The sequence below is a fragment of the Moorena sp. SIO3B2 genome (assembly GCF_010692525.1).
Taxonomy (GTDB): domain Bacteria; phylum Cyanobacteriota; class Cyanobacteriia; order Cyanobacteriales; family Coleofasciculaceae; genus Moorena; species Moorena producens.
Window position 1 is genome coordinate 18,542 of sequence record NZ_JAAHHE010000030.1, and the last position, 25,059, is coordinate 43,600.

Genomic DNA, 25,059 nt, shown 5'->3' on the forward strand with positions numbered 1-25,059 from the left:
AGTAATGCGAGTTTTCGTAGTAGACAAAAACATTTTGCCTCTTGACCCTTGCCATCCAGCACGGGCGAGAGAACTACTCACAAAAGGACGAGCGAAAGTCTACAAGCGCTATCCATTCACGATCGTGCTACAGGAGAGAACGGCGGAAGAATCGATAGTTCATCCTCATAGGATTAAGATTGACCCTGGAAGCAAAGTAACTGGAATTGCCGTAGTTCAAGAGGAGACAGGACGTGTTGTAGGAGCGTTAGAAATCTCTCACAGAGGGCAACAAATTAAAGACGCCCTTGAATCTCGTAGGGCATTAAGAAGGGCACGCCGTAACCGTAAAACCCGTTACCGTAAACCTCGATTTCTGAATCGAACCCGTAAACAAGGATGGTTACCTCCCTCTCTTGAGAGTCGGATTGCCAACATTGAAACATGGGTCAGACGGATGCTCAAAGTTTGTCCTATTACAGCCATCTCTACTGAGCTGGTTAGGTTCGATACTCAGGAATTACAAAATCCTGAGATTAGCGGTGTTGAGTATCAACACGGAGAGCTCTTTGGCTTTGAAGTAAAAGAGTATCTATTGACCAAATGGGGTAGAAAATGCACTTATTGCGGCGTTGAAAATGTCCCCTTAGAGATTGAACATATCATCGCCAAATCAAGGGGAGGTAGTAACCGTGTGAGCAACTTAACATTGGCTTGTCATTATTGTAATCAAGCCAAAGGAAACCAACCTGTTGAAGAGTTCCTGAAAAAAAAACCATTAGTTCTCAAACGAATTTTGGCACAAGCATTAGCACCATTGAAAGATGCGGCAGCCGTTAACGCTACCCGATGGGAACTGTTCAGAAGGCTGCAATCGTTCAGTTTGCTATTAGAAACAGGTACAGGGGGTACAACCAAGTTTAACCGTAAGACCAGAGGCATCGAGAAACACCACTGGACTGATGCGGCTTGCGTAGGTGCCTCTACACCGGAAAAGCTACTTTTAAAGGGAGTTAAGCCACTATTAATCAAGGCAAAAGGTCATGGAACTCGTCAGCGTTGCGGGACTGACCGCTACGGCTTCCCAATCCGTCATGCTCCATCCCAAAAGTTCTTTATGGGTTTCCAGACAGGGGATTTAGTGAAAGCTAATGTTTTAACTGGGAAGTACCTAGGAATCTACACCGGTCGAGTGGCGATTCGATTTAGACCAAGTTTCAAACTAACCACAGTCGGCAAAAGGTTTGACGTTCATCCAAAATATTTGAAAACTATTCACTTTGCTGATGGATACGAATATGGCTCCTGAACAGCGGATTTACTATCGCTCAATTGTTTGTTTGACGGCAATTCCTCGGACAGCTGAAACCGTAGGGTCAGTGTCCATTGAGGAACACTTCGAGCCACACTGATTTTAGATTGATTTTATTACTGAATCATGTTTTTTGCTGCTACGAGGTCCAGTAATTTTTTTCATGATAAGCGCGTTTGTATTTGAGATGTAAACCTGTATTGTCTTTTTTTATTGTCGAATAAAACTCCGGAGCTCTTGCCCCTTTTGCCTTTTGCCTCTTACATGCATGCCTCTTGGCCTTTGGGAGTATGTTAACAACCGAGATCTAAACGCTATTATAGTCTACAGTAGACTTGGTCATAAATAATTCCTGTCCCCAATTCAACGACCGTTCCCCTATCGGGTCAGACGTGGGTTTGGTGCGGGTTTAGCTAAGAAAATCTATGACAGTTGCATATCCTCACAAATCAAACAATGGCATGGGTGCCCGTGAAATCCTGCCACATGTGGTACGCGATCGCAAACTTCACCTGGTCATGCTCAACCGCTATCGCTACAACGAACAACACAGTTGCCTGGATCTCACGGATTTGGTAGAAAAGCTGGATGGTCAGCCAAAAGAACTGGTGCGTGACCTATCTCATCACATTGCTGACGAAGCTCGTCATGCCATGTGGCTGACTGACCTACTCATGAAACTGGGGGCAGATATTGGTAAGCCCCCTGGAGTGTCCTACATCAAGGAATTTGATCGACTGATCGACCAGGAAAGCTATAAACAACCAGGAAAGCTGAACGATGGACTGATCGGTGGTTTGGCAGCGATTAATGTCACCGAAAAACGGGGATGTGAGTACTTCTCAGCTCACATCAAAGCATTGAAAGAGGCACCGAAAACGGAAGAAAATATTAAGATTCTTAAAACCATTGAACAGATTTTCCCAGAGGAAGTTGGTCATGTGCGTTGGGGGAATCGGTGGTTGGCACAAATTGCCAAGAAAAGCCCAGAACATCGACAGAAGGTCGAACAGGCAAAGCGCCAGTATGTAGCGATAGAACAGGCGGCTTATGAATCTGGTATAGATCTGATGGCAGGTGCTGAACTGCGCCGACTCAATAACTTGCTAGAGGTTGCCAATACTTTGCCAGTGTGGGAACGTCCTCAGTACCTGATCGAGCGCTTACCCCAAACCTTGCTAGCCCCTGAACTGCAAATGACCAGGATTCAGGTAGCACAAAAGGCTTGGCAGCAAGATCCACAAGGGTTTATCGAAAAATTTGTGCCAATGTTTTTGAACGGTCTGAATCAGGTATCTAAACATCAGCAAAAAGCTGTCTCCTAGAAAATTGGTCAAGAAGTCAGAAGCTGTTCAAGGGCATTTGTTAGTGTTTCGGTATCTCAAAGGTAAAATCTAAGACAAGGGTTCAAGGAAAAAGGTTAAGGCAAAATCATTTTTTCCCCTTGACCCTTTCCTTTTTGCCTGTCTCACCTAATTGCATGTCTCGACCCTTGATTTAAGAAAATCACTCAACGTGTCAAGAAGCATAGCTACAGGTGATACTGGGTCTTAGGCAAACCCCAAGACCAGCACAGAGAAATAGATTATGACAAACCCACAGCCGAATCCTGACACTCTATCTAGTCAAGACTTGTCAATGGCAGAAATCGTTGCCAGTGAGTTCAACCAGACTATGACTGCCGTTAACTATGTCGAAAACATTGAAACGGTCATCTCCAGCCTGGAACAAAACAATAGCGCTATGGTAAGCCACAGTGAAGAAGGCTACTTGTGGAAGTTTCAGTACGGTAGCGTGGAAGTATTCGTTCAGCTCACTGGTTCCACAGATGATGACACCTTCACAGCTTGGTCTTCTGTGATGCATCTACCTGCCAAGGACGAGGCAAAATTGATGCGCAAGCTCCTGGAAATGAACTGGTATGACACCTTTGAATCCCGCTTTGCTATTGTTGAGGATCAAGTTGTCGTGTTATCCACGCGAACTGTTGCTGAATTGTCCCCAGGAGAAATTTCTCGCGCCATTACCGTGGTAGCCACTATAGCCGATGACAATGATGACTTATTACAAGCTGAGTTTGGTGCGGCCTAAAATCTTCTGATTCCAGTTGATATTACCACACAGGTGAAGGATAAAGATTAAAACATACCAGTTAGCGAACAAATCAGCCAACAATGGCATTGTTTAATACTTCAGACTTACCACTTGAGACTTCTGATAGTTCAGACTTACCACTTCAGAGTTCATCCTGGCGTTTAATTCCCTTACTACAGGCATCAGGGCGGCTTCAGATGGCCATTGACCAGTGGCTACTAGCCCAGCACCAACGGGGAAAACATCCCCCAGTATTGCGATTTTATACCTGGGCATCACCAACCATCTCTGTTGGCTACCATCAACGCCGTTGGCCTGAGTTCTGGGAACAACTCACTTGGGCATCACAACCAGTAGAGCTGGTAAGGCGTCCCACTGGTGGTAGAGCTGTGCTACATCAGGGAGATTTGACCTATATGGTGGTTAATTCCGGGTTGACTGGTAAACGTCTTGATGCCTATCACCAAATTTGTGAGTTTTTGATTCAGGGGTGGCGCTCGCTTGGTGTAGAGTTGCACTATGGTTCAGCCGGACGGGGGTATATTCACAATCCCAACTGTTTCGGGACTGCTACTGGTGCCGATTTAGTGTTGGCAGATGGTTCTAAACTGATTGGTAGTGCTCAATTGCGCCGTGGTAATGTGATTTTGCAGCATGGCTCAATTCCCTTAGAACCAGATGCTGGACTGTATACTCAAGTGTTTGGGGAAGCGCCCCCTCCCTTTGATCTACCCATGGCTCAACGGGGAGATGCCTTAATAAACATTGTGGTGGATGCCCTAACTCATGCTGCTGCCGATTGTTTTGGTGTGGAGTTGGTAGAGAAGCCTTTATCAAATCAGGAGTGGCAAGAAATTCTGGCTTTGGTAAATAGCCGATCAGATCAATAGCCGATCAGAACAAATCTGGTTGAACACCCATAGTTAAGGCTGATGGAAAAGCAGACAAGGAGAGGTTTTTATCATGGATAAAACAGAAATTATAGCGCTACGTGCAAGTCAGAAGTAAGAAGTAAGAAGTCAGAAGTAAGCGATTACTTACGTTTCGGAGTTTAGGAATTGTCTTACATCTGAATGCGTAGTGCTATATCAGAACTTAAGCAAAAGTAGGCAACAAACTAGCTGATGTCTAAAGTTACTACCAGAAATGACTTGGGCGTGATGATTTGTAAGCTCCAAATCCTGTTCCGAGCCCAATATACTCCTGGCTCGTTTCTCAATTTTTGACAATAACTGCCATAAATCCCACCTCCTGTCAGTATTTTCCCTGAGGGTAAGTTCAAGGTAAGTTTATATAATCCTAAACAAGCACCTTTTTCAGTAATAGCTTCAAGTATGCAGCAGCACAGATTAATCAGGCTATCCATTTTTTGATCCGGCTTAGATTTTGCTAACTCTAATAAGTGAAATAATTGATAAAAATAAATTCATAATAAATAAATTTTCTAGGATTATAACTCAAAACTATTTGTTTTATTTTAATAAATAAATTTAGACTTAGACATGGTTAAGGGATGATAAATTATAGATATTTTACAATTTATGAGTAAATCGATTTGTGTTGATATGACCCTGAACCAGTGACATACGATCAAGACAAAAATCTCATCTTAGTTGTAGATGATACACCCACCAATTTATCAGTCATATCCCAGGCTTTGCACAATGCTGGCTTTACGGTTGCTGTGGAAACAGATGGTGAAAGCGCGATTGAACAAGTTAACTATAATCAACCCGATCTAATTCTATTGGACGTAATGATGCCAGGAATTGACGGATTTGAGACTTGCAAAAGACTAAAAGCAAACCCTTCAAATCGAGACATCCCCGTAATTTTCATGACCGCACTGACTGACACAGTTGATCAGGTCAAAGGTCTTTCCATCGGAGCCGTCGATTACATCACCAAACCGTTTCAACAAGACGAGGTATTAGCTAGAGTAAGGATACATCTACAACTAAGACATTTGACTATAACCCTTGATGAACAAAATGCCCGTTTGAAACAAGAAGTTGCGGAACGTGCGGCGGCGGAAACCAGGTTAAGTAAGACTTTCCAACAGCTTAAGGAAGCCCAAGAGCAAATTATTGCCACAGAGAAACTAGCATACCTCGGTACCTTAACTGCAGGGGTTGCCCATGAACTGAGGAATCCTCTCAACTTTGTCAACAATTATGCCGAAGGTTCGATGGAGTTAGCTGAGGAACTCATCGAAGAATTTAAAATACAATTAGAGCATATAAAAACAACAACAGCTAGCTATATCAAAGACACCTTGACAGAACTGCGAGACAATTCTCTCGCTATCAAACTTCATGGTCAAAGAGCCGAGGGCATCATTCAAAGCATGATGCAGCATGCTCGAACTGACAGTACTCAACTCCAACTGACTGACCCTTCACTCAGGTAGATGAGTCGGACACCCGCAAGTATAGTGGGGCTGGGTTGGGTTTAGCGATCGCGAAAAAGCTCTGTGATCTGATGGCGGGTCAGATAACTGTGGACAGTGAATTGGGTAAGGGAGCGAAGTTTACTGTTTCCCTACCCATAGAATGGGTTTAACACTGATTAGTCATTCGTCATATTCACCCAATGGTTATCCTTGTATCCTTCCTTGTATCCTTCAACCTACCCTAGATCAAATCGCCTTGGGCGAACAACCTTGGCCAAAAGGCCACGCAATCGCGTTCAACCTGCAACCCTCAATCCTAAACCGTCCTTAGAGCTGTATCAATCCACTGCTTCAGGGTGGGTAGCACTTCCTCAAGGGAGAGTTCTGTCGATTTGTGGGTAGCCCGTTCCACCACTTCCACTTTGCCATCTTTAAGCGATCGCCCAGTGACAATCCGGTAGGGAATCCCAATTAAATCAGCATCTTTGAACTTGACCCCAGCTCGTTCGTTGCGGTCATCAAGCAGGGTTTCGATACCTGCTTCATTGAGTTGAGTGTAAAGTTTTTCTGCTGCTGCCATCTGCTGGGTATCTCCCACATTCGGGATCGTGATAATCACATGGTAGGGTGCGATCGCAACTGGCCAGATAATCCCATCCTTGTCATAGGATTGCTCTACAGCTGCTTGAGCTAACCGAGACACTCCCACCCCATAACAGCCCATACATAACGGAATTTCTTCCCCTTGCTCACTGGTGTAGGTAGCCCCCATCGCCGATGAGTATTTCGTCCCCAACTGGAAAATATGGCCAACTTCTATTCCGCGAGCGCTTTTTAGGGTTTGATTCGGGTCATGGATGGCGCGATCGCCTGGACTCGCCTTACGGACATCCACCACTAGCTTCGGTAACTGGAATTGCTCACCCCAATTGGCACCAACTACGTGATAGCCTGACTCATTAGAACCAGTAGTAAAGTTTTTCAGTTCCACTGCTGTTTGATCTACCAACCGCAAAAACTGAGGCGCAATATCTTTAGCTGACTTGATATAATCATCTGCCAAATCAGGTGCCATGTAGCCCAAAGGTAGAGGTTTCGATGCCCATTTTTCCTGGGTAGCCACCTCTGGTACCGTCAGGGCTAAAACCGTTGTGGCATCGTATTGGTCTGCCAATTTCACCAATTCATTCTGTAACTTCACCTCATTTACATCTTGATCCCCCCGAATGCTCACTAAAACCAACACCGTCATCCCGTTGTCATAGACAATTTGGTAAAGGACATTTTTTACCACACTAGTGGCAGAGCACTTCAGGAATTGACAGAGGGTGTCAATAGTTGAGGTGTTTGGAGTTTCTAGTTTTTCATAAGTGTTATAGGGTGAGGGCTCTAGGTCTGGTGGTAAGGAAACCGCTTTTTCCACATTGGCAGAATACTTGCCATCCTCTGTGTAGAGAATCTCGTCTTCCCCAGCATCAGCCAGAACCATAAATTCTTGAGAACCCGAACCCCCAATCGCCCCAGAGTCAGCCTCAACCGCTCTAAACTCCAAACCACTGCGGCTAAACATATTTCTATAGGCTTGATCCATCGCCTGATAAGTCTTTTTCAGGCTTTCGTGATCGGTATGGAAGGAGTACGCATCCTTCATAATGAATTCCCGTCCCCGCATCAGCCCAAATCGGGGGCGAATTTCATCTCGGAACTTAGTTTGAATTTGATACAGGTTTAGAGGTAATTGCCGATAGGAGCGAATCATGTCCTTAGCAACAGTAGTGATTACCTCTTCATGGGTTGGTCCAAGCCCCAATTCCCGCTTTTGTCGGTCAATCAGAGCAAACATAATGCCCTCAGCTTTGGTGTAGGTGTCCCAACGACCCGATTCTTTCCACAGCTCAGACGGTTGTAGCTGAGGCAGTAGACACTCTTGAGCACCTGTGGCATCCATTTCCTCCCGCACAATCTGAGAAACTTTTTTGAGGACACGCCACATCATAGGTAAATAGGCGTATATGCCACTGCCAATACGTCGAATGTAACCCGCACGGAGCAAAAGTTTATGGCTAGGGATTTCTGCTTCCACTGGGTCTTCCCGCAGTGTCACCAACAGCATCTGAGACAGTCGCATTACTTACTTCCTTTTTAGACCAAACTACCATTATCTCATCAGTTTAAAACTTTCATCAACAGTATGTCAGCCAGGATTGACATACTCTTCAACCTCTGAGAAGGTATGTGATTATAGGCTAGTTTCTAGTTTAATTTCAATTAGCATAATCTTGGTTATAGACGTTTTAGCTTGCGAAGCTTTACGTTTGGCGTTGCTTAATAATGGAATGATGTGAATAGTTTTGTGGAACAGGCATCTTGCCTGTTATCAATATTTTCGGGCGGGCAGGATGCCCACTCTACTCCTATTCATTCTAAGACTGACGCAACACCTTACGTTTTCTTGCTTTGATTAGTGAACAGGTTACCATCGGAGCTTTAAATAAACTAGATATCAGTAAGAGCAACCAAAGCATTAACCAATCCCCTATCAACCAGATTATTATCGATAACCAACGGACTCTTAAAAATGTAATATTGGAGACGTTTTTCAATTCATAGCTCAACCAAACAAGACTAGATTTAAGTGATAGTGATAATACTTATTGCTGTCTATAAATAAAATCATACTGTTTAAATAAAAATTAATAAAAGATAAACAAGAGTTTTTGACGCTATTTTGATCATTGTTATGATCAAACAATACTCTTTATTATAAGAGTTTTTATGCTATCAAAAAAAACTTAGATATAAATAAAATATCCAGATAATTACGATAGATAATTTATAGGTAAAAAAAATAAACTAGCAATAAAATTAAATTAATTAACAAATAATCATATTAAAAGCCATGATGGATATTTTTCTGGAATAATTATCAGATTTATAGCAAAAAAACGCAGCAGACAATTGAATTAAAAAGAAACTAATACCCCTGAATTTACCATAGTTTTATGGCGGCTGTATATCTGTAATTAAAATTCATAAAATCAACACCATTACGAATCTCCAACCGAGATGCTTCACTAACGGATATCAGTAGGTGGAGAAACTCCTTAGCCATTATAATTCCCAAAGCCATTGCTTAGCAGTAGGGACTAAAGATGAATATAATCTCCAGGGTTGTAGACGGAAAATTAGTCTTGGGACCGGTAGAATAACCTGAAGAATATACCCTAGATGAATTACTAGCCAATCAAGTCGAAATCAGTGAAGAGGTTCACTGGGGTAAACCAGAAGGTCGAGAGGTGTGGTAGGCTTCTGTGAGTGCGAATTGCCTTTTGGACAACTTCTAGTCACTAAAAAAGGAACAGATATAAACTTTGGGTATTGAACTACGCAGTTACGTATACATAGACAGCTTGCAGCCTCAGCACGCCGCTTACATGGGAACAGTAGCGTTAGGATTTTTGCCCTTACCAGGAGATACCTCCCTTTGGATTGAAATCTCACCAGGTATTGAAATTAACCGGATTACCGATATTGCCCTCAAATCCACTGCCGTGCGTCCAGGAGTGCTGGTGGTCGAACGGCTTTACGGACTTCTAGAGGTGCATGCTAATAAACAAGGGGAAACCCGTACAGCTGGCAAAGCAATTTTAGACGCACTGGGCGTCCGTGAACAGGATCGGCTCAAACCTCGGGTCATTTCTAGCCAAATTATCCGTAATATTGATGCCCACCAGACCCAGTTAATTAATCGCACACGGCGCGGTCAAATGTTGCTAGCAGGGCAAACCCTATATGTATTAGAAGTTGAGCCAGCTGCCTATGCTGCCCTAGCTGCCAATGAAGCAGAGAAATCCGCCTTAATTAACATCTTACAAATTAGTGCAGTGGGCAGCTTTGGACGCCTCTACCTAGGCGGAGAAGAACGGGATATATTAGCAGCGTCTCAAGCAGCGCTGACTGCTATTGAAAGCGTGAGTGGTCGTGAACATCCTGCTGCCAAGCGCAAGGAATAGAAAGGAATTCTTCCTGACCTGATCCCTTAATGTAGTGCCATTGGGTTAAAGTCTTTGTTGGCACCGCTACATAATGTGAAGGAGAACCTCAATGGCCAATCTAGAACATCTTGCTCTACTCAAACAAGATCCATTGAGATGGACAGAATGGAGAAAGACAAATCTAGATCTAGAACCAGACCTTAGCGAAGTTAACCTCAATGGGGCTAACTTTGAAAGGGTAAACTTAGCAAAAGCTAACCTAAAAAAGGCAAATCTAGGCAATATTAAACTGATTAGCGCTAACCTCAGTCAAGCTAACCTCAGTAATGCCAACCTCCAAGATGCTGAACTAATCAAAGCTAAACTGATCTCGGCAGAGCTAATTGGGACTAAACTTATAGCAGCTAACCTGATCAGGGCTGACCTAAATGGTGCCAATTTAATTGGGGCTGACTTGACCCTAGCTAACCTGATGGAAGCTGATTTGAGTAATGCTAACCTAATTGGCACTAGCTTGCTCAAAGCTAATCTCTCAGAAGCAGATTTAAGTGGGGCAAAGCTAAGACGGACTAACCTGGTTGAGGCTAACCTTATGGCTGCCAATCTCTGCCATGCTAATCTGAGCAATGCTAATCTTCATCAAGCTGAACTGCTTGGGGCTTACCTATACAAAGCTGAGTGTCCAGGGGCTAACCTAGCAGAAGCTCACCTGAGTGGAAGCTATCTGTTTGGAGCTAACCTAGCAGAGGCAGACCTTTACGGGGTTGACATTAGATGGGCGAACCTTACCAAAGCTAATTTAAGCGGGTCTAACCTCACTACAGCTAAGCTGAGGGGCGCTAACCTCAGTAAAGCTAACTTAACTGGGGCTACTATCATTGAAGCTGAACTAAGCCAAGCTAATCTAAGGGAAACAATTATGCCTGATGGAACTATCCATCCTTAGATCACTACATCTGATCACAATCAATCAAACCTTCGATTAATCAGTTAGTGCTGCAAGTATCATCCAACAGACACTATCGACCAGACACCGATGAGTTATGCCCAACCGCCCCTAAAATTTATCTCACCAGGTCAATATGTGCTGGAAAAACCCACCGTCGAGCGGTTTGTTGAGACAACCTTACTGCTATGGGATCTGGTGACTCGCCTCAAGGGTGGCAACCCCTTTGATCGTCCTCGATTAGGTAAGCAAAGGGTACAGATGAGAGTTGGTAAACCAATATCGGTCTCTGAGTTTTACCCAGCCTATCGAGCCAGTCGTCATGGTGCTAGATAAGCTATAGTTGACCTGACTCATGAGCTGCAAACCTCTATGGAAAGTCTGATCATAACTTGACAATATTCTCTGACTAAGTAAAAATATATAGCATTATTTTTATCCTTAACCTCAAGTTAATCAAAGTGGGATTTTGGTTAACTTGAGGTTAAGCTTTGGACTCTAACTATCCTGAGTCCACTCAACCTCAATCTCAAGAGTCTGGCTTGCTAGACCTCAGACTGTAGCTAATAGATGATTATTTTTCCGGCAGTGTCTGGAATTCATCGGCAGACTCTGGTACCAGTATATAGAAAGCCAATTATTACTAACCGCTGATGCGTTATGTTCCACCCCGAAAGGCTTGCGAAATCCTTGGAGTATCACAGCGAACACTCCGATACTGGGATCAAGCAGGAAAAATCAAAACCATTAGAACCCCAAGTAATCAACAGAGGTACGATGTTGACTCCGTTCTTGGACAAGTCCCAAACAAGCCAGTCGTCATCTACGCCAGGGTTTCAAGCAAAAAACAAAAAGACGACCTCGAAAGGCAAGCGGCGTTCTGCCAAGGGCAATTCCCGGAAGCAGAAATCATCTTTGACATCGGCTGAGAACTCAACTACAAGCGAAAAGGTCTTAAAACCTTATTGGGACGGGTCATGTCAAGAGATATCAACCTGGTTGTGCTCCCACACAAAGACCGTAGGCCAAGATTCGGATTTGAACTTATCGAATGGTATGTTACGCAAAACGGTGGCAAGATCTTGGTTCTCAACCAGTCAGACCTATCTTATGAGGGAGAGATGGTGGAGAATATCCTCGCCATTGTCCATGTCTTCAGTTGCCGACTCTACGGTCTCAGGAAGTACAAAACTGCTATCAAAGAAGATCCGAGTTTACCCGGGAACTGAACTGAAGCTTAAATGGAGAACTTGGATTAACGCAGCTAGATGGTGTTACAATAAAGCGGTCGCCATCCTCAAAACTACAAAAATTGGGAAGTATGACCTCAGGAAAAAGGTGATGTTAGATGTTCCTGAATGGGTAAATCAAACTCCCTACAACCCTAGACAATTAGCAGTGTTTCAAGCTTTTGAAGCGTACAAAGCTGCTATTAAATCTGGTGGTCATACTAAGTTTAGGCGGTACTGCGATCCAGTCCAATCTATTCGATTCCAAAAGTCTAATTTCTCCAAAGGTGTCTTTTATCCTAGACAGACCAAAGGATTAACGTTCACTAGCAGTGAACCACTCCCTGAGAAAATGACTCACGAGCCGATACTTAGCATTGATCGAGGTCGGTGGTTTATTAGCTTTGCCGTTGAATCAGACCAAGATAATTTCCCTATCCCTCAAAAAGCAATCGCCTTAGACCCAGGCGTGAGGAGCTTTTTAACTGGATTTGATGGCCAGAGATTTATAGACTTAGGGACTGGGGACATTGGAAGGGTTTATCGCCTGTGTTCTCATTTAGATCGATTAATTTGTCAGGCAGCCTTGGCCAAGGGACGCCCTAACAAGAGAAAGAGGTTTAAGTTAAGGAAGGCTGCTCAAAGGATTAGGGTAAAAATTCGTAACCTAATTGATGAAGCCCACAAGAAAATTTCTTGCTATCTAACTTCTGAATATCAAGTTATTTACTTACCAAAGTTTGAAACATCACAAATGGTCGGTAAGGCTAAAAGGAAAATCAGAAGTAAAACAGTTAGGGCAATGATGAATTGGGCACATTACCGATTCAAGATGACGTTGAAGCATCAGGCAACTAAAAGAGGTTGTTTTGTAGTAGACGTATCTGAAGAGTACACTTCCAAGACTTGTACAAGGTGTGGCCATGTTCACCGTAAGTTAGGCGGATCTAAGAAGTTTTTGTGCCCTGAATGCGGACACACACTTGATCGAGACCACAATGGCGCTTTTGGGATTTTCCTGAAAGCTTTGAGAGATACCTCCTCGTCAATTACTGACGTGCTATACACGGATTCCGGCGAAGCCCACGAATTACCGGGTTAAACGTATCTGGGACGATGAACAAACTAGTATTACCCCAAACCAAAACCATTGGAGAATGGAGTTATCTGGGAATTCAGAAACACTTCCAGAAAATGCTTAGTCACGAAGCCGCCGTTCTCGAAGATCGAGATCCCGAACAGCTGCACCAAATGCGTATCGGAATGCGGCGCTTGCGTACCGCCGTCACTAGTTTTACCCCTGCCGTAGTCTTGCCCAAAGCAGCCTCTGAAAAACAGATTGGTAAGATTGCCCGTATTCTAGGGAGTCTTCGAGATCTAGATGTCCTCCAAGAAACCCTCCACAAAGGTTACCAACCCAAGTTACCGACCAAAGAACGGAAAGCATTGAAGCAAGCCTACGTTTACTTGGAAAAAAAGCGGTGCAAAGCTTTAAAACAAGTTCGGGACGTTCTGCAAGGTAAGCCACACCAAAAGCTTAAGCAAACCTTAAAACTGTGGCTAAAAAAACCCACCTATAAAGAAATGGCTCAGATGCCAGCGGCTGCAGTATTACCTGATTTACTCTTACCCATTGTCAGCCGCCTGTTACTCCACCCCGCTTGGCTAGTGGGCGTTGATCTTAAGGATACTGGTAGCCAAACTCCCAAGCAGCTGAAACCAGCAGCAGTTGAGTCCCTGCTAGCCATTCGTGGATCAATGATTCACGATCTACGCAAGCAAGCCAAGCGGGTGCGTTACCAAATGAATCTATTTACTGAACTCTATAGTCCTACCTATAAGGACTATGTCGAAGATATGAAGCAAATTCAAGGCATCTTAGGTGATATTCAGGACAGTATGGTTTTAGACGAATTCTTAAACTCTGTCTTTCACTCAGACCTAAAGCATAACGCTCCCCAGTTGGCTCAGTTACTACAGGCCAACCGCTACAAATCATGGCAACAGTGGCAAACCTTACAACAGAATTATTTGAAGCCCGAAACCAGGCAAGCCTTTCGGCAAATATTACTGACTGATTGACACTCCCCATGGCGCTTATGCCAGGGGATTCTTGTTTCGACGAGCTGACTTTAATACACAAGGGTTTTACCGTTCCTCGCACCAAATAACCGTCTACAAACGCATTATCTAGTTTAAGCAAGTGTACCCAGCGGTCTGCTCTCCACAAGCTTACTGGAATAACTCTCCCAGGGTTTGGGCGTGCCCCGCCCTACCTTTGACTAAAAAACTTAACTTTTGCGCTTTGGTCGGTACTCTTTAGAGTCCATGCGTTTTTAGGGTTTTTCGCTCCCTTGCTGCTACCATCGCTTTACGTCGTAGATTAATTGGTGATACCGACGACTTCTCACCTGTGGTAGGCCAGTAATAACATCATAACACAAACAGAACAAATGAAACGCCGAATCCCTCAATTGTTTTATGTCAGGGGTGATGCTAACCCCATATCTAAAGCTAGGGGCGTATAGACCTCACCCCTCACACTCCCCAATTTTTCGGTCAGGCAACTGATAGGTCTTATGCTGGTGAGGGTATAAACACGGTTAATGTATCTTGGTTGAATGAATTGTATAAAATGTGCTAGCCTTATTAACATAATAGATACAACACTTTGTTCTTTTTCCTTTCTCAGAGTCATGGTCAAGCCAAAAAAACCTTAGGCAAGACTGATTCCCTTGCTGATCTGCTCAAAAAGCAGTAATGGTTTTTAACCTGTTAGGGAACTGAAAGTGTAAAAGAAAAGATACAAGTGGTCTTATAGGAGCTTTTTGCTTGATGGACTATATAGAAAAGGTTTTGGAAAAAATTCAAGAATGGGCGCGCAAGCTTATTGAAGCGCTATTAGGTCCTGAGGCTCAGCCTGAACCAGAACCAATCCCCATTCCTGTTAATGACCCAAGGTGTCGTCGGAATTAGATAGTCATTGTGTCCGGTGATTCTCGAAAACGTCTAAGTATCCTGGTTCTCCATGGTCCCAATCTTAATTTACTGGGACAGCGAGAACCAGGTATTTATGGATCTGTCACCTTGGATGAGATTAACTATCTCCTAGAGCAAGAAGGGCAAAGGCTTGAGGCAAGCGTGACAGCGTTGCAGTCTAATCATGAAGGTATCTTAGTCGATAGGATACATGAAGCTTTAGGACACCACGACGGGATTTTAATTAATGCTGCTGCTTATACCCATACCAGTGTGGCTATTCGAGATGCAATAGCTGCGGTAGCCTTGCCAACTGTAGAAGTTCATCTTAGCAACATCTATCAACGAGAAGCCTTTAGACATCATTCGTTCATGGCACCAGTGGTAGTCGGTCAGATTAGTGGTTTTGGAGCTAACAGCTATAGACTGGGGTTACAGGCTCTAGTTCTTACATTGAGAAAATCGATTGGTAATTAAAATCAAAAATTTGATGGGTGCTGCCTTGCGGGTTGAAAAAGGCAATTTAAAAGCACACTAGATTTCTTGACAAAATATGGATGCGGTACTCACTTTTGAACCGATTTAGAGGTGCCTTGTTAGGTAGCCTTGTGGGAGAAATCCTGGCTGGGAGTGGCTGCCAAAAGTTACGACCAGCTCAAGTAAGATTTCGACCGCCATCCCAAGGGGATGCTGGTCTGAGTAAGACGATTTCCCATTGGAGCAAGATTGCTACTTGTGGTATTGAAAGTTTGATTCGCTGTGGCAACCTCGATTTAGGAGATTGGTTAGTGCAGTGTGAAAAGGCTCAACCCTCTATCCTTTCATTAAAAGGGACTGCCAACAGTAGCGAAGCAGCAGTAGCAACCTTACCAATAGCATTATTTTTTCATGAAGATGAAGTCAAGTTGCGCCAAAAACTGCTAGAGGCGGCAGCAATTTGGCAAAATGATTCTGAAAGGTTTGAGAGTGTCTTGACAATAGCTTGGGCGACAGCGATCGCCCTTACCGAAAAACTTGACTGCCCTACCCTGATTTCCAGAATCATTGCCTACCTAGGGAACTATCAAAATCAAAAGGTCTGGGTGCAACACTTGGAACAATTACAAACTCTACTCGAGCTTGGGGCAAGTTTAGAACAAACTGTTATCCAGCTGCGTCGAGAGCAAAGGCGTAGAAATGAGTCTGAGGATGACTGCTCTTTATCGATTGCCTTAGCATTGTACTGTTTCCTAAACACCCCAGAAGATTTTCGCCTCTGTGTAACTCGTGCAGCTCTTACAGGCTATCAATCACAAACTACTGCTGCCTTAACAGGTGCTTTAGCTGGTGCCTATAACGGTATCATCGGTATTCCAGTGCCCTGGCTGATGGCGCTTAACCTCAGCGGTACTGGGGTTGACCAATGGCAATTAGCAGACCAGTTGTTGGCAGTGTGGTCAGGTGTATATGATGTTTCAGCCATAGCTGAGTTTCAGAAGCTAGCTGTGGTAGCACCAAGAGTGATCGGATCGCGATAAGCTGTTCAATCAACGGACTGTCAAACCAAAAATGAAGCTCCACCTACAAGGGGCTGTAGCCTGAAACTTGATGGTACATAAAATTTTCATGGCCTGTGTTGCACCCGTGGTGTTGAATTTGCTACCACAGCTATAGGTAAAACCAATATAAACCAGTTAAACTAAGATGATCTAAAAAAACACTGGCTTCTGAGCCTTGTCAGCTAAAAATCAGTGAAGTCTGAGATTATATTCTGTTACTGACCCCGCAATAAAGGGTGCTTATGGGGTAAGACTTAAGCCTAAGTGTGACTAGACCATTGAGCCTAATCCTGGTAAGAACTTCCAGCCACAACCCCTAAGCTGGAGTATCTGCAAGACTGCTGACTTCAGTCGCGGTTAACGACAGGAATCATCTTGGATTAGGTGGTCGAGGGGACTTATAACTCCATGATTGAGGATTATCTCCATGGGAGTAGCCATTTTATCACCAACTCGACAGCCACTAATGCAAATTACCCCAAGTTCCCCTAGGGAATGGATCAAAGAAAGAAAAGCTAAAGTTGTAAATAATGACCTAGGCGTATTTACGGTGAAGTTGGTCTGTGAATCATCTGGAAGTCAAACCCAACCAATAGCCATGGGGATTGACCAAGGTAACCACGAAACCATAATTACCACTTTAATGAAGTTTTCTGTTCGCAAACTCCAGTTACTGTTACAGTATACAAGGCCTGATTGTCACTGGAAGTTTCCCACGCAACGTGGGCTCTACCCATGTCAAATGAGTGGATTTAAAATGAGTGGAGGCAAACTTTCCAGTGTTTTTTATGAATAATAAATAAATGTAGATGTCTTTAAGCAAAATGCCACCACCACACAGCAAATTGTGAGCAGACCGCTACTGTTACCAGACATTGCCATTCCTGTGCTATGAAAACGTTCAATTCGCTGACGCAGCCGATCACGCAATTACGGCGAACATCTCAGCACCTTCGCAGTTTTTTGGGATTTAACTCCTCTAGTGCTGCCAAATCCTCAGTTAGCCCACAGCAGGAGAATTTGAAAGGACAACCTCTACAGCCGAGAGAGTCTCCAACCCATGGTGAAGGCACTTCGACTAGCCTAACTTCAGGAAAAGATTGGGGCAAAAGCCAGCACCAAATTCAACAGAGAATTACTCTACCTGTAATGTGGACTTTAGCAGTGGTTTCCCTGACCAGTGTTATGGGAGGGCGCTTTTACAATCAGCCACAGCTACGTGAAGACAGAGTAGCACCACAGACAATCCGGGCACCATTCGATGCTATAGTTGAGGACTCTAAGACCACGGCTGAGAGACGCAAAGAAGCTCAAAGAGGTGCTCAACCAGTCTTGATGATTGACCAATCTGTTACAGAAGGAATTTATCAAAATCTTGATAAGTCTCTGGACGCTGTCGAAGAACTGCGCACTAACAGCGGTGTTTTTCCTTTTGTAAAGACTGATGTACTATCCATCGCCACCCAGCGGTATCTACGGCAAAGTAAGGAATGGGAATGGCGGGCTATCTTGGCATTTTCAGATATCGATAACCATGGCAACGGGTTTGATTCTGAAGCCAAACCACCGACTCCGCCAGAAAATTCATTAAATGTAGCTTTTGTTCAGGCAGTAAGTGAACTGCAAAGCTACCGTCAAAAGTCTTCTGAACAAGAGTTCTCAGCTCTGATTGAGTCAATATCTGCTGCTCGCCAACAGTATGCTCAGGTGTTGCCTCAGCTCTCAGAATACCTTAGCCCTGAATTCAGTAGCCTAAATGATGTTTCCGTACTCGATCTATCAGATCAAGATTGGCAGAAAACCCGCATAGTCATTAAGCAGGCTGCTAGTCGCATCCTGACCCAAGGCATTGTTCCAGGATTACCACCAAATCTGATCCAAGAGGCGGTGAAGGTAAACTTGAGTAGCCTTATGCCCCAGGAAGCTCAACCACTAGCCAAGTATTTACTAGTGAGAGTTTTAGAACCCAACTTGATCGAAAACAAAGAATTAACCAAGCTCATAGCAGAACAGGCAGCAGAAAAAGTGGAACCAATGATGGTTTCAGTGCGGAAAGGAGATGTGATTGTAACCGAAGGTGAAACCATCACTCAAACAGACTTTGTACTACTGGATTATTTCGACTTAAGCCGTCGAGGAATTAACTGGCTGGGTTTGATGGGATTTGGTGGTTTGGTTACTACTACGGTGGGCATCTTTGCCTTAGTGCAACGGCGAGTTCACCCGAAATGGAGACGGCGGGACTACATTTTGGTATTGCTACTGACCCTGAGTATGCCAATATCAATACTTTTCAAGAGTCCCTTCTTCGAGATTCCCTACACTATGCCTGCTATTGCTTTGTTAGTAGGGAACTTTTATGGGTCTACGATGGGCGTGACAGTAGTGGGTTTACTGACAGGCTTAGTGACCTTTAGTATGGAAGTCACTGGAGAACAAGTACTAGCAAATGTTGCTGGTGGTTTACTGGGTGCCTTGATGGCAGGACGAATGCGATCGCGAGAGGAATTGGCTCTGCTCGGAGTTGGGGTGGGCTTAACTCAAGGTGTCGTTTCCCTGATTATCAATCTGATTATTAGTGCCACTGCTAGTACAATTTGGTCTGCAGTTCTGCCAGGAGCCTTGTTATTAGGTTTGTCTGGCTTAGCTTGGAGTATTGTCGCCCTGGGGCTATCACCTTACCTGGAACGTTTGTTTGACCTGGTGACACCGATTCGTCTGGCAGAATTGTCTAATCCCAACCGTCCCTTGCTCAAGCGTCTAGCTACTGAGGCACCTGGAACGTTTCAACATACTCTGTTTGTTGCTTCTTTGGCAGAAGCAGCGGCTCAAGAACTCCACTGTAATGTGGAACTGGTTCGGGCAGGTACGCTCTACCATGACATTGGTAAAATGCACGATCCGTTAGGGTTTATAGAAAATCAAATGGGTGGTCCGAACAAGCATGATCAGATTAATGATCCTTTCAAGAGTGCTGAAATTATCAAAAAGCACGTTACCGAAGGACTGGTTATGGCTCGTAAGCACCAGTTACCCAAGGCAGTGCGGGACTTTATCCCAGAGCATCAGGGGAAATTGCTGATTTCCTATTTTTATTTCCAGGCTCAGCAAAAAGCTCAACTTGAAGGTACTGGGTCTGTGGACGAGTCATATTTTCGTTATGACGGTCCAATTCCCCAGTCCCAGGAAACTGGTGTAGTTATGTTAGCTGATGCCTGTGAAGCGGCGCTACGCTCACTCAAAGAGGTCACTCCGGAAACTGCTCTTACGGTGGTCAATAAAATTCTCAAAGCTCGCTGGCAGGACAACCAATTAGTCGATTCTGGGCTAACCCGGCAGGATTTATCAAAAATTGCCCAAGTGTTCATCAGAGTTTGGCAACAATATAATCACCAACGTATTGCTTATCCAAAGGGAGCGCTTAATTGTCAATCGTCTACTAAATGAAGTACGAAGTCTCAAGTTTTTGTACAGCAAGAGTATGAAACAGTATGAAACACGGAATTTCAGATCTGTTCCACCCTCTTGAATCCTGTTTCTGTACAAACACTGTGCAAGCCTTTGTCCCACTCATCAATGGGTAGTTGAGGTATATAGGCAAATTCAAATACAATGCCGATGGTAGGAATAGAATCCCACTCTGGTGAATTCAGCAGTCGGTCATAGAAACCACCACCGTAGCCCAAACGATACCCCCGCTGGTCACAAGCCACAGCGGGTACAAGGATTAAATTCACATCCTTTGGCTCTAGGGTGGTAGCATTAGGTTTGGGTTCTAAAATACCATAATTTCCTTTTTGCAATGGAACGCCCGCCTTCCAGGTATGCCAGAAGAGAGATTTTCCCACACATCGGGGTAGTCCCCAGCAGTGCTTAGTGTCTGTAAATAGGGGACTTAGATCTGGTTCTTGTCGAAAACTGAAATAGGCTAAAACTGTTTGTGACTGGGTAACTAGGACGCCAGATTGTAGATGGGTACAGATGCGATCGCTTTTTTGCCGCCATTCTTCTACAGACATAGACTGGCGCTTTTGAAGCAGGGATCGGCGTAGTTCTGCTTTGTTCATCTGATCTTCCCTCCGGTTTGATAGGGCGATCATATCAACAAACTATGCTGATAGTAGGTAATCATACCGACTTGCATTTAGCGATGCAGCGCGGTCTTGGGGGAAACCCCCATGAGCGACTGCATCAAGACATGGGTAGGAGATAGGAGCTTGTTCACTCCCATCTCCCCATTCCGTTCAATTGAGCCCTTAAGCAATAAATAATAGCTTAAATAATAGGTTTGAGAGCAACTTGGTATCAGTAATGGGTAATTGGCAACTGGGCTTATTACCCATTACCCATGATCCATTACCTAATGTCACCCATTACCTAATTTCTCCTCTAGCAGGCACTAGTTACCTCTAGTAAGCACCGTTATTTTTGGGAAAAATAACAACACCAATGGTTTTCACGATGATCCATAAATCCAGCCAAAAATTCCGGAAACTGACATAGTAAACATCAATTTGCACACGGCGGTGGTAAGGTATGTCATTGCGTCCAGAAACCTGCCATAAGCCAGTAATTCCGGGTCGAATTGTCAAGACTTTATCCATGTGACGCCCGTATTTGGGCAATTCCTCTGGCACTAACGGTCTTGGACCAACCACACTCATCTGTCCGTTGAGTACATTCCAGAACTGAGGAAACTCATCTAAGCTAGTCAGCCGTAGAAATTTTCCAATTCCAGTAATTCGAGGATCATCCTTGAGCTTGTAATTATCCTGAAATTCCTCCCGTATCTGAGGGGATTTTTCGATCATCTCTAGCAACATTTCGTCGGCATTTTCCACCATAGTTCTAAATTTCAGGCAAGCAAAAGGTTTGTAGTCTTTACCCACCCGCTCCTGAACATAAAAAATTGGTCCAGGTGAGCTGATCACAATTAGCAATGCCAGTAGCAGGTAAACGGGAAAAAACGAAATCAGAACTGATAGGGAAAAGGTCACATCAAACAGTCGCTTGGCAAAATTTCCGTCTAAGCGATAGCGAGTCAGATTCTTGTGTCTACGACGTGAAACGAGGGGCTGAAAACCTCGCTTCACGAATGCTCGCAATATCTTGACGGAGTTAAGTTGGCTTTCGGCAGTCATCTCACTCCTTCAATTCACACCACACGTCATAATCATAAAGCTACGAGACACTCGCTATAGCGCATAGCCAGCTAGGATATTTAATTTTTTACCAGAGAAATTAAAACTGGTAGTCTTGATAACAGTTTTCCAAAAATGTCAGGTAGCGATCAGCAAAAATGTTGGGGGCAAATTTGGCAGCGTTTAACCGGCTCGCTTCCCGATTAAACTTTCCTGCCAAGGTCTCAAAGGTTTCCATGGCTTCAATCAAAGCCCTTGAGCTTTGCTCTGGAAACAATAGACCTGTACCACTGTCTAAATGTTGCCGAATATCTAGAACTGTTTCTAGTGCCCCACCAGCACCATAGGCAATCACCGGCGTACCACAAGCTTGGGCTTCCACCAGGGCAATGCCGAAATCCTCACAGGCAGCATAGACAAACCCTTTAGCTTTAGCCATATACTGCTCAACCACCTCATTGGGTTGAAATCCCATAAATTTTACATTCTTGTGAGCCAAGTTGCGAATCCCTGCTAAATCTGAGCCATCACCAATCACCACGAGAGGGTATCCCAGTTGATTAAAAGCTTGAACAATTAAAGATACTTGTTTGTAACTTACTATCCGGGAAACGGTCAGATAAAAATCTTCTTTTTCTTCCTGGAAAGGAAAACGTTCAATATTAACCGGTGGGTAAATAACTTCAGCCCTACGCCGATAGCAGCGCCAGATCCGCCGTGCTGTGTGATGAGAGTTGGCAATAAAGTAATCCACCCGATTTGCTGTAATCACGTCCCACTGACGTAACCGATGAAGCAGATAGCGAGTGATCAACCCTGGAAAACCCTGTCCCATAGAACTACTGCGCAAATAATCAAAGGTCAAGTCCCAGGCATAACGCATGGGCGTATGGCAGTAACAGATGTGCAGTTGTTGGGGACTAGTAAGGACACCCTTGGCAACAGCATGGGAAGAGGAGAGTATAATATTATACTCCCCTAGTTCCAGCTGTTCAATCGCTAAGGGTAGCAGCGGCAGATATTTCTGAACCCCGTTACGAGCGAAGGGTAAGTTCTGTAGGAATGTTGTGCCAATAGAGCGCTGATATAGATAACTCTGGGGATTGGTTGATTCAAAATCAATCAGGGCGTACAGGTCAGCATCAATGTGTTTGAGTATTTCTTGCACTACCAGTTCTGAGCCACCAGTTGCTTTGGGAGTCAACCACTCATGAACCAAGGCATATTTCATTAGATCTCAAAGGCAGATTGTTTAACAAAAATGGCGGAATTCCCCATCCAACTTTGACGGTGGGGATGGATAGTCAAATAGTTGATTATATGCTAATATGAATATAACTGGCTTAGGTCTACATGGTTAGGCATGGGCTGATGATAGTCGAGCTAGGTGGAATAGAGATGTAGTCAAAGCGCGTAAACGAACTCGACCACCGTTCGCAACAGCGTGCAGAAAAGGCAAGCGCAAGATGTCATTTAGACATAAATCAACTGGCACGACCGTTACAAACGGCGAAAACCAAGCGGCAAAAAGAATTATTGCCTGTGGAAGACGGGCGACTGCCTGTGGACGCTGAGTAAGACCATCACCAGATTCAGTTCTGGACTTTCTATTCTTAGGGAGTACCCAACGTGGCATCGGCGGATGAAGCGGGAAATCCTAAAGACGAATAAGACCGTCCTTGCTTCGCTGTTAGCGAAGCAAGTTGGGTTACTTCACATATACTACTGGCAGTACTTGAGAAACGAAACATACCATATACTTGAATGGTAAATTTACTATAGACCTAGCAGCTACGGTATTTTGGGTATTGCCTAACTAGCATATAAAAATATCGGGTTTTTCAGCTGCGCTCTAGACGGCGATTCTATAGCGCAGTCAGCCCACCACAAGACATCTAAACAACCTGTCTGGCAATACAGACGTCGAGGTAATAATAGGGTTTTATTAACTGTTTCAACCCCCTAGTTAGCTGAGCAGTAGGTATTAATATCCGCCACTAATTTTGGTTCTGGGGTGGTGGCTTTCTGCAAATTGCTCAAGGCTTCCTCCGCAGCTGAGCGGTCTTGCTTGTTAAAAGCCTCTACAAAGTCGCGAGTCGCCTTGCTGGTATTGCGATACATCTTAATAAAACCAGCTTGATAGTCTTGGAGCTGTTCGTCCTTAACTATTATCGATTCCATGTCTTGAGATGCCCCCTCCATAGCATTAGCTGCCTGGAGCATTGCCTCGGGATCACTTGATTCTCCACCATTAGTCAGGGTTTTAGCTTCTTCAACTGCCTGGTTCGCCACTTCAATAATTTTCTGACATTCAACTTTTTTGCCACTACAGCTAACGGTCAATAAGCTCATGAGTACAGTCGCCGGAACAAGCAGGAAGTACCGCGTTGGAAAATGCATTAATGCTCTCCTAATCAGTTTTGGGTACTCTCGTTGTGGTAGCATATTTTTACCATGCTGGAAAGCTTTAGCTTCATTTCCACAACACTCCACTCTTCAATGCACGGCGTTCAGAGTCAGGATAGGGTGAGCGCGTGGGTGTAGGCTGACTTTGACAGGACTTACGCAAAACTGGGCAACAAACATGCTGATGGTGTAGGGTCCTGAGGGAGACCCTACAAGTAGAGTTGCTGCGTAAGTCCTGATTGAGCCATAATTTTAACTGGTTCAAATAACTGAACGAGATTTCTTAGTTTCCTGGGAATGCTTTGGAGCAATTTATTCTCAATAAACCTGTCAATAATCCCCAAAAGTTTTGAGGGGTTTTGAAAGACGAAAGTATGCTCCAAAAGGAGGTTAGCCTTATTCTTACCCCAAACCCGATCTTTTCCACACCCCATACCCAGTCTAAATCGACAAGCTTGGTGCGTAACTCAACAGCCAGGAAAGTCAGTGTTCCCCTGCTTCAATCGCTGCAGCAAGCTGTTGCAAGGTTTGTGTGACTTGCTCAAGCTGTTTTAGAGACTCATTTTGAGTTTCTGCCAAGGTTTGCACCGCATCACTTAGAGCAAAAAGCTGGTAGCCTTGTTGTTGGACTTGCTGTCCTTGGTTTTGCACTTGAATCACAAAGTTATCGACCCGGTCAGCCAGACGGTCTATAGTTTCGGTAGTGGCAAGCACTGCCTCTCCGATTTGTCCAACAATTAATTCCAAACGACTGATGCGGTTTTCCACCGTCAGCGACTCTTGTATGGTAGGGGTCGTGTTGTATGAAGTGTTTCCCATTTGAGCTGGTTTATCCACCGGCAACGTTTTCAATCAAACATCAATATTGGCCATCAATATCGGCCATCAATATCGGCGCGAGGCAAACAGGCATGGAGTATGAAGTCTTGCCTAGTCTGCTATTAAATGGGGTCAGATCCAAATATCCCCTGTTAATTCGCCAAGGGTATTCTATGATTATTGGTTGAAATAGCAAAATTTCAACCCCTTTGACAGAAAACGTTTCCTA

The 25,059-nt window shown here is 44.3% G+C and carries 22 protein-coding genes and 2 pseudogenes; 17 read left to right on the forward strand and 7 right to left on the reverse strand.

From position 1 onward, the window contains the following. The first annotated feature begins 4 nt into the window (after positions 1-4). The 6 genes from iscB (at position 5) to F6K38_RS10260 (ending at position 5,947) form a co-directional block, all read left to right on the forward strand. Positions 5-1,288 (forward strand): RNA-guided endonuclease IscB, encoded by a 1,284-nt coding sequence (gene iscB / locus F6K38_RS10235; RefSeq protein ID WP_287251413.1) that lies wholly within the window; start codon positions 5-7, stop codon positions 1,286-1,288. Between the two features lie 428 nt (positions 1,289-1,716). Beyond that, positions 1,717-2,616 carry a ferritin-like domain-containing protein gene (locus tag F6K38_RS10240; protein WP_044491863.1) on the forward strand — a complete coding sequence of 300 codons (900 nt, stop codon included), beginning with the start codon at positions 1,717-1,719 and terminating at the stop codon, positions 2,614-2,616. A gap of 262 nt (positions 2,617-2,878) precedes the next feature. Continuing rightward, complete coding sequence (locus F6K38_RS10245) at positions 2,879-3,382, forward strand: YbjN domain-containing protein (protein ID WP_008177958.1); 504 nt, start codon at positions 2,879-2,881, stop codon at positions 3,380-3,382. Positions 3,383-3,465: 83 nt separating this feature from the next. Further along, complete coding sequence (locus tag F6K38_RS10250; protein WP_287294048.1) at positions 3,466-4,275, forward strand: lipoate--protein ligase family protein; 810 nt, start codon at positions 3,466-3,468, stop codon at positions 4,273-4,275. A gap of 689 nt (positions 4,276-4,964) precedes the next feature. Beyond that, complete coding sequence (locus F6K38_RS10255) at positions 4,965-5,795, forward strand: response regulator (protein WP_287356573.1); 831 nt, start codon at positions 4,965-4,967, stop codon at positions 5,793-5,795. Positions 5,796-5,830: 35 nt separating this feature from the next. Continuing rightward, positions 5,831-5,947, forward strand: a complete 117-nt coding sequence (locus F6K38_RS10260; protein ID WP_324293442.1) for a sensor histidine kinase — start codon at positions 5,831-5,833, stop codon at positions 5,945-5,947. A gap of 146 nt (positions 5,948-6,093) precedes the next feature. Here the strand turns inward: F6K38_RS10260 and proS are convergent, their stop codons facing one another. Then, entirely contained in the window at positions 6,094-7,905 is a 1,812-nt protein-coding gene (proS, locus tag F6K38_RS10265) for a proline--tRNA ligase (RefSeq protein WP_008177951.1), read from the reverse strand. A gap of 1,243 nt (positions 7,906-9,148) precedes the next feature. Between proS and ccmP the strand changes: the two genes are divergently transcribed. The 11 genes and pseudogenes from ccmP (at position 9,149) to F6K38_RS10320 (ending at position 19,911) form a co-directional block, all read left to right on the forward strand. Next, entirely contained in the window at positions 9,149-9,790 is a 642-nt protein-coding gene (gene ccmP / locus F6K38_RS10270; protein ID WP_044491860.1) for a beta-carboxysome protein CcmP, read from the forward strand. A gap of 91 nt (positions 9,791-9,881) precedes the next feature. Beyond that, the gene (locus F6K38_RS10275) at positions 9,882-10,718 is read left to right on the forward strand and encodes a pentapeptide repeat-containing protein (protein WP_008177946.1); all 837 of its coding nucleotides are present in this window, start codon (positions 9,882-9,884) and stop codon (positions 10,716-10,718) included. Between the two features lie 129 nt (positions 10,719-10,847). Beyond that, a pseudogene (locus F6K38_RS10280) lies at positions 10,848-11,054 on the forward strand (1-acyl-sn-glycerol-3-phosphate acyltransferase); the annotation flags it as partial. Between the two features lie 314 nt (positions 11,055-11,368). Further along, positions 11,369-11,947, forward strand: a pseudogene (locus tag F6K38_RS10285) (IS607 family transposase). Next, positions 11,868-13,049, forward strand: coding sequence for an RNA-guided endonuclease InsQ/TnpB family protein (locus F6K38_RS10290; protein WP_008177940.1), 1,182 nt, complete (start codon positions 11,868-11,870; stop codon positions 13,047-13,049). Before F6K38_RS10285 ends, F6K38_RS10290 begins: the two are co-directional and overlap by 80 nt. Before the next feature lie 14 nt (positions 13,050-13,063). Beyond that, the gene (locus F6K38_RS10295) at positions 13,064-14,029 is read left to right on the forward strand and encodes a CHAD domain-containing protein (protein WP_008177938.1); all 966 of its coding nucleotides are present in this window, start codon (positions 13,064-13,066) and stop codon (positions 14,027-14,029) included. Between the two features lie 753 nt (positions 14,030-14,782). After that, entirely contained in the window at positions 14,783-14,923 is a 141-nt protein-coding gene (locus F6K38_RS10300) for a hypothetical protein (protein ID WP_008177935.1), read from the forward strand. Positions 14,924-14,932: 9 nt separating this feature from the next. Then, entirely contained in the window at positions 14,933-15,403 is a 471-nt protein-coding gene (gene aroQ / locus F6K38_RS10305; protein ID WP_008177933.1) for a type II 3-dehydroquinate dehydratase, read from the forward strand. Between the two features lie 80 nt (positions 15,404-15,483). Then, positions 15,484-16,443 (forward strand): ADP-ribosylglycohydrolase family protein, encoded by a 960-nt coding sequence (locus tag F6K38_RS10310; protein ID WP_008177931.1) that lies wholly within the window; start codon positions 15,484-15,486, stop codon positions 16,441-16,443. Positions 16,444-16,891: 448 nt separating this feature from the next. After that, positions 16,892-17,260: an RRXRR domain-containing protein gene (locus tag F6K38_RS10315; RefSeq protein ID WP_008177928.1), complete on the forward strand. Its 369-nt coding sequence runs from the start codon at positions 16,892-16,894 to the stop codon at positions 17,258-17,260. 95 nt (positions 17,261-17,355) lie between these two features. Beyond that, positions 17,356-19,911: an HD family phosphohydrolase gene (locus tag F6K38_RS10320; RefSeq protein WP_044491856.1), complete on the forward strand. Its 2,556-nt coding sequence runs from the start codon at positions 17,356-17,358 to the stop codon at positions 19,909-19,911. A 59-nt stretch (positions 19,912-19,970) separates the two neighbouring features. Here the strand turns inward: F6K38_RS10320 and F6K38_RS10325 are convergent, their stop codons facing one another. From F6K38_RS10325 to F6K38_RS10350, 6 genes are all read right to left on the reverse strand, one after another. Continuing rightward, positions 19,971-20,531, reverse strand: a complete 561-nt coding sequence (locus F6K38_RS10325; RefSeq protein WP_044491881.1) for a 5-formyltetrahydrofolate cyclo-ligase — start codon at positions 20,529-20,531, stop codon at positions 19,971-19,973. Positions 20,532-20,873: 342 nt separating this feature from the next. Continuing rightward, positions 20,874-21,605 carry an undecaprenyl-phosphate galactose phosphotransferase family protein gene (locus F6K38_RS10330; RefSeq protein WP_008177920.1) on the reverse strand — a complete coding sequence of 244 codons (732 nt, stop codon included), beginning with the start codon at positions 21,603-21,605 and terminating at the stop codon, positions 20,874-20,876. A 100-nt stretch (positions 21,606-21,705) separates the two neighbouring features. Further along, complete coding sequence (locus tag F6K38_RS10335) at positions 21,706-22,836, reverse strand: glycosyltransferase (protein ID WP_008177918.1); 1,131 nt, start codon at positions 22,834-22,836, stop codon at positions 21,706-21,708. Positions 22,837-22,962: 126 nt separating this feature from the next. Next, positions 22,963-23,241 carry a hypothetical protein gene (locus tag F6K38_RS10340; RefSeq protein ID WP_131827274.1) on the reverse strand — a complete coding sequence of 93 codons (279 nt, stop codon included), beginning with the start codon at positions 23,239-23,241 and terminating at the stop codon, positions 22,963-22,965. A 326-nt stretch (positions 23,242-23,567) separates the two neighbouring features. Continuing rightward, positions 23,568-24,005, reverse strand: coding sequence for a hypothetical protein (locus F6K38_RS10345; protein WP_044491854.1), 438 nt, complete (start codon positions 24,003-24,005; stop codon positions 23,568-23,570). Between the two features lie 489 nt (positions 24,006-24,494). Next, positions 24,495-24,830, reverse strand: a complete 336-nt coding sequence (locus tag F6K38_RS10350; protein WP_044491879.1) for a hypothetical protein — start codon at positions 24,828-24,830, stop codon at positions 24,495-24,497. Between the last annotated feature and the right edge of the window lie 229 nt (positions 24,831-25,059).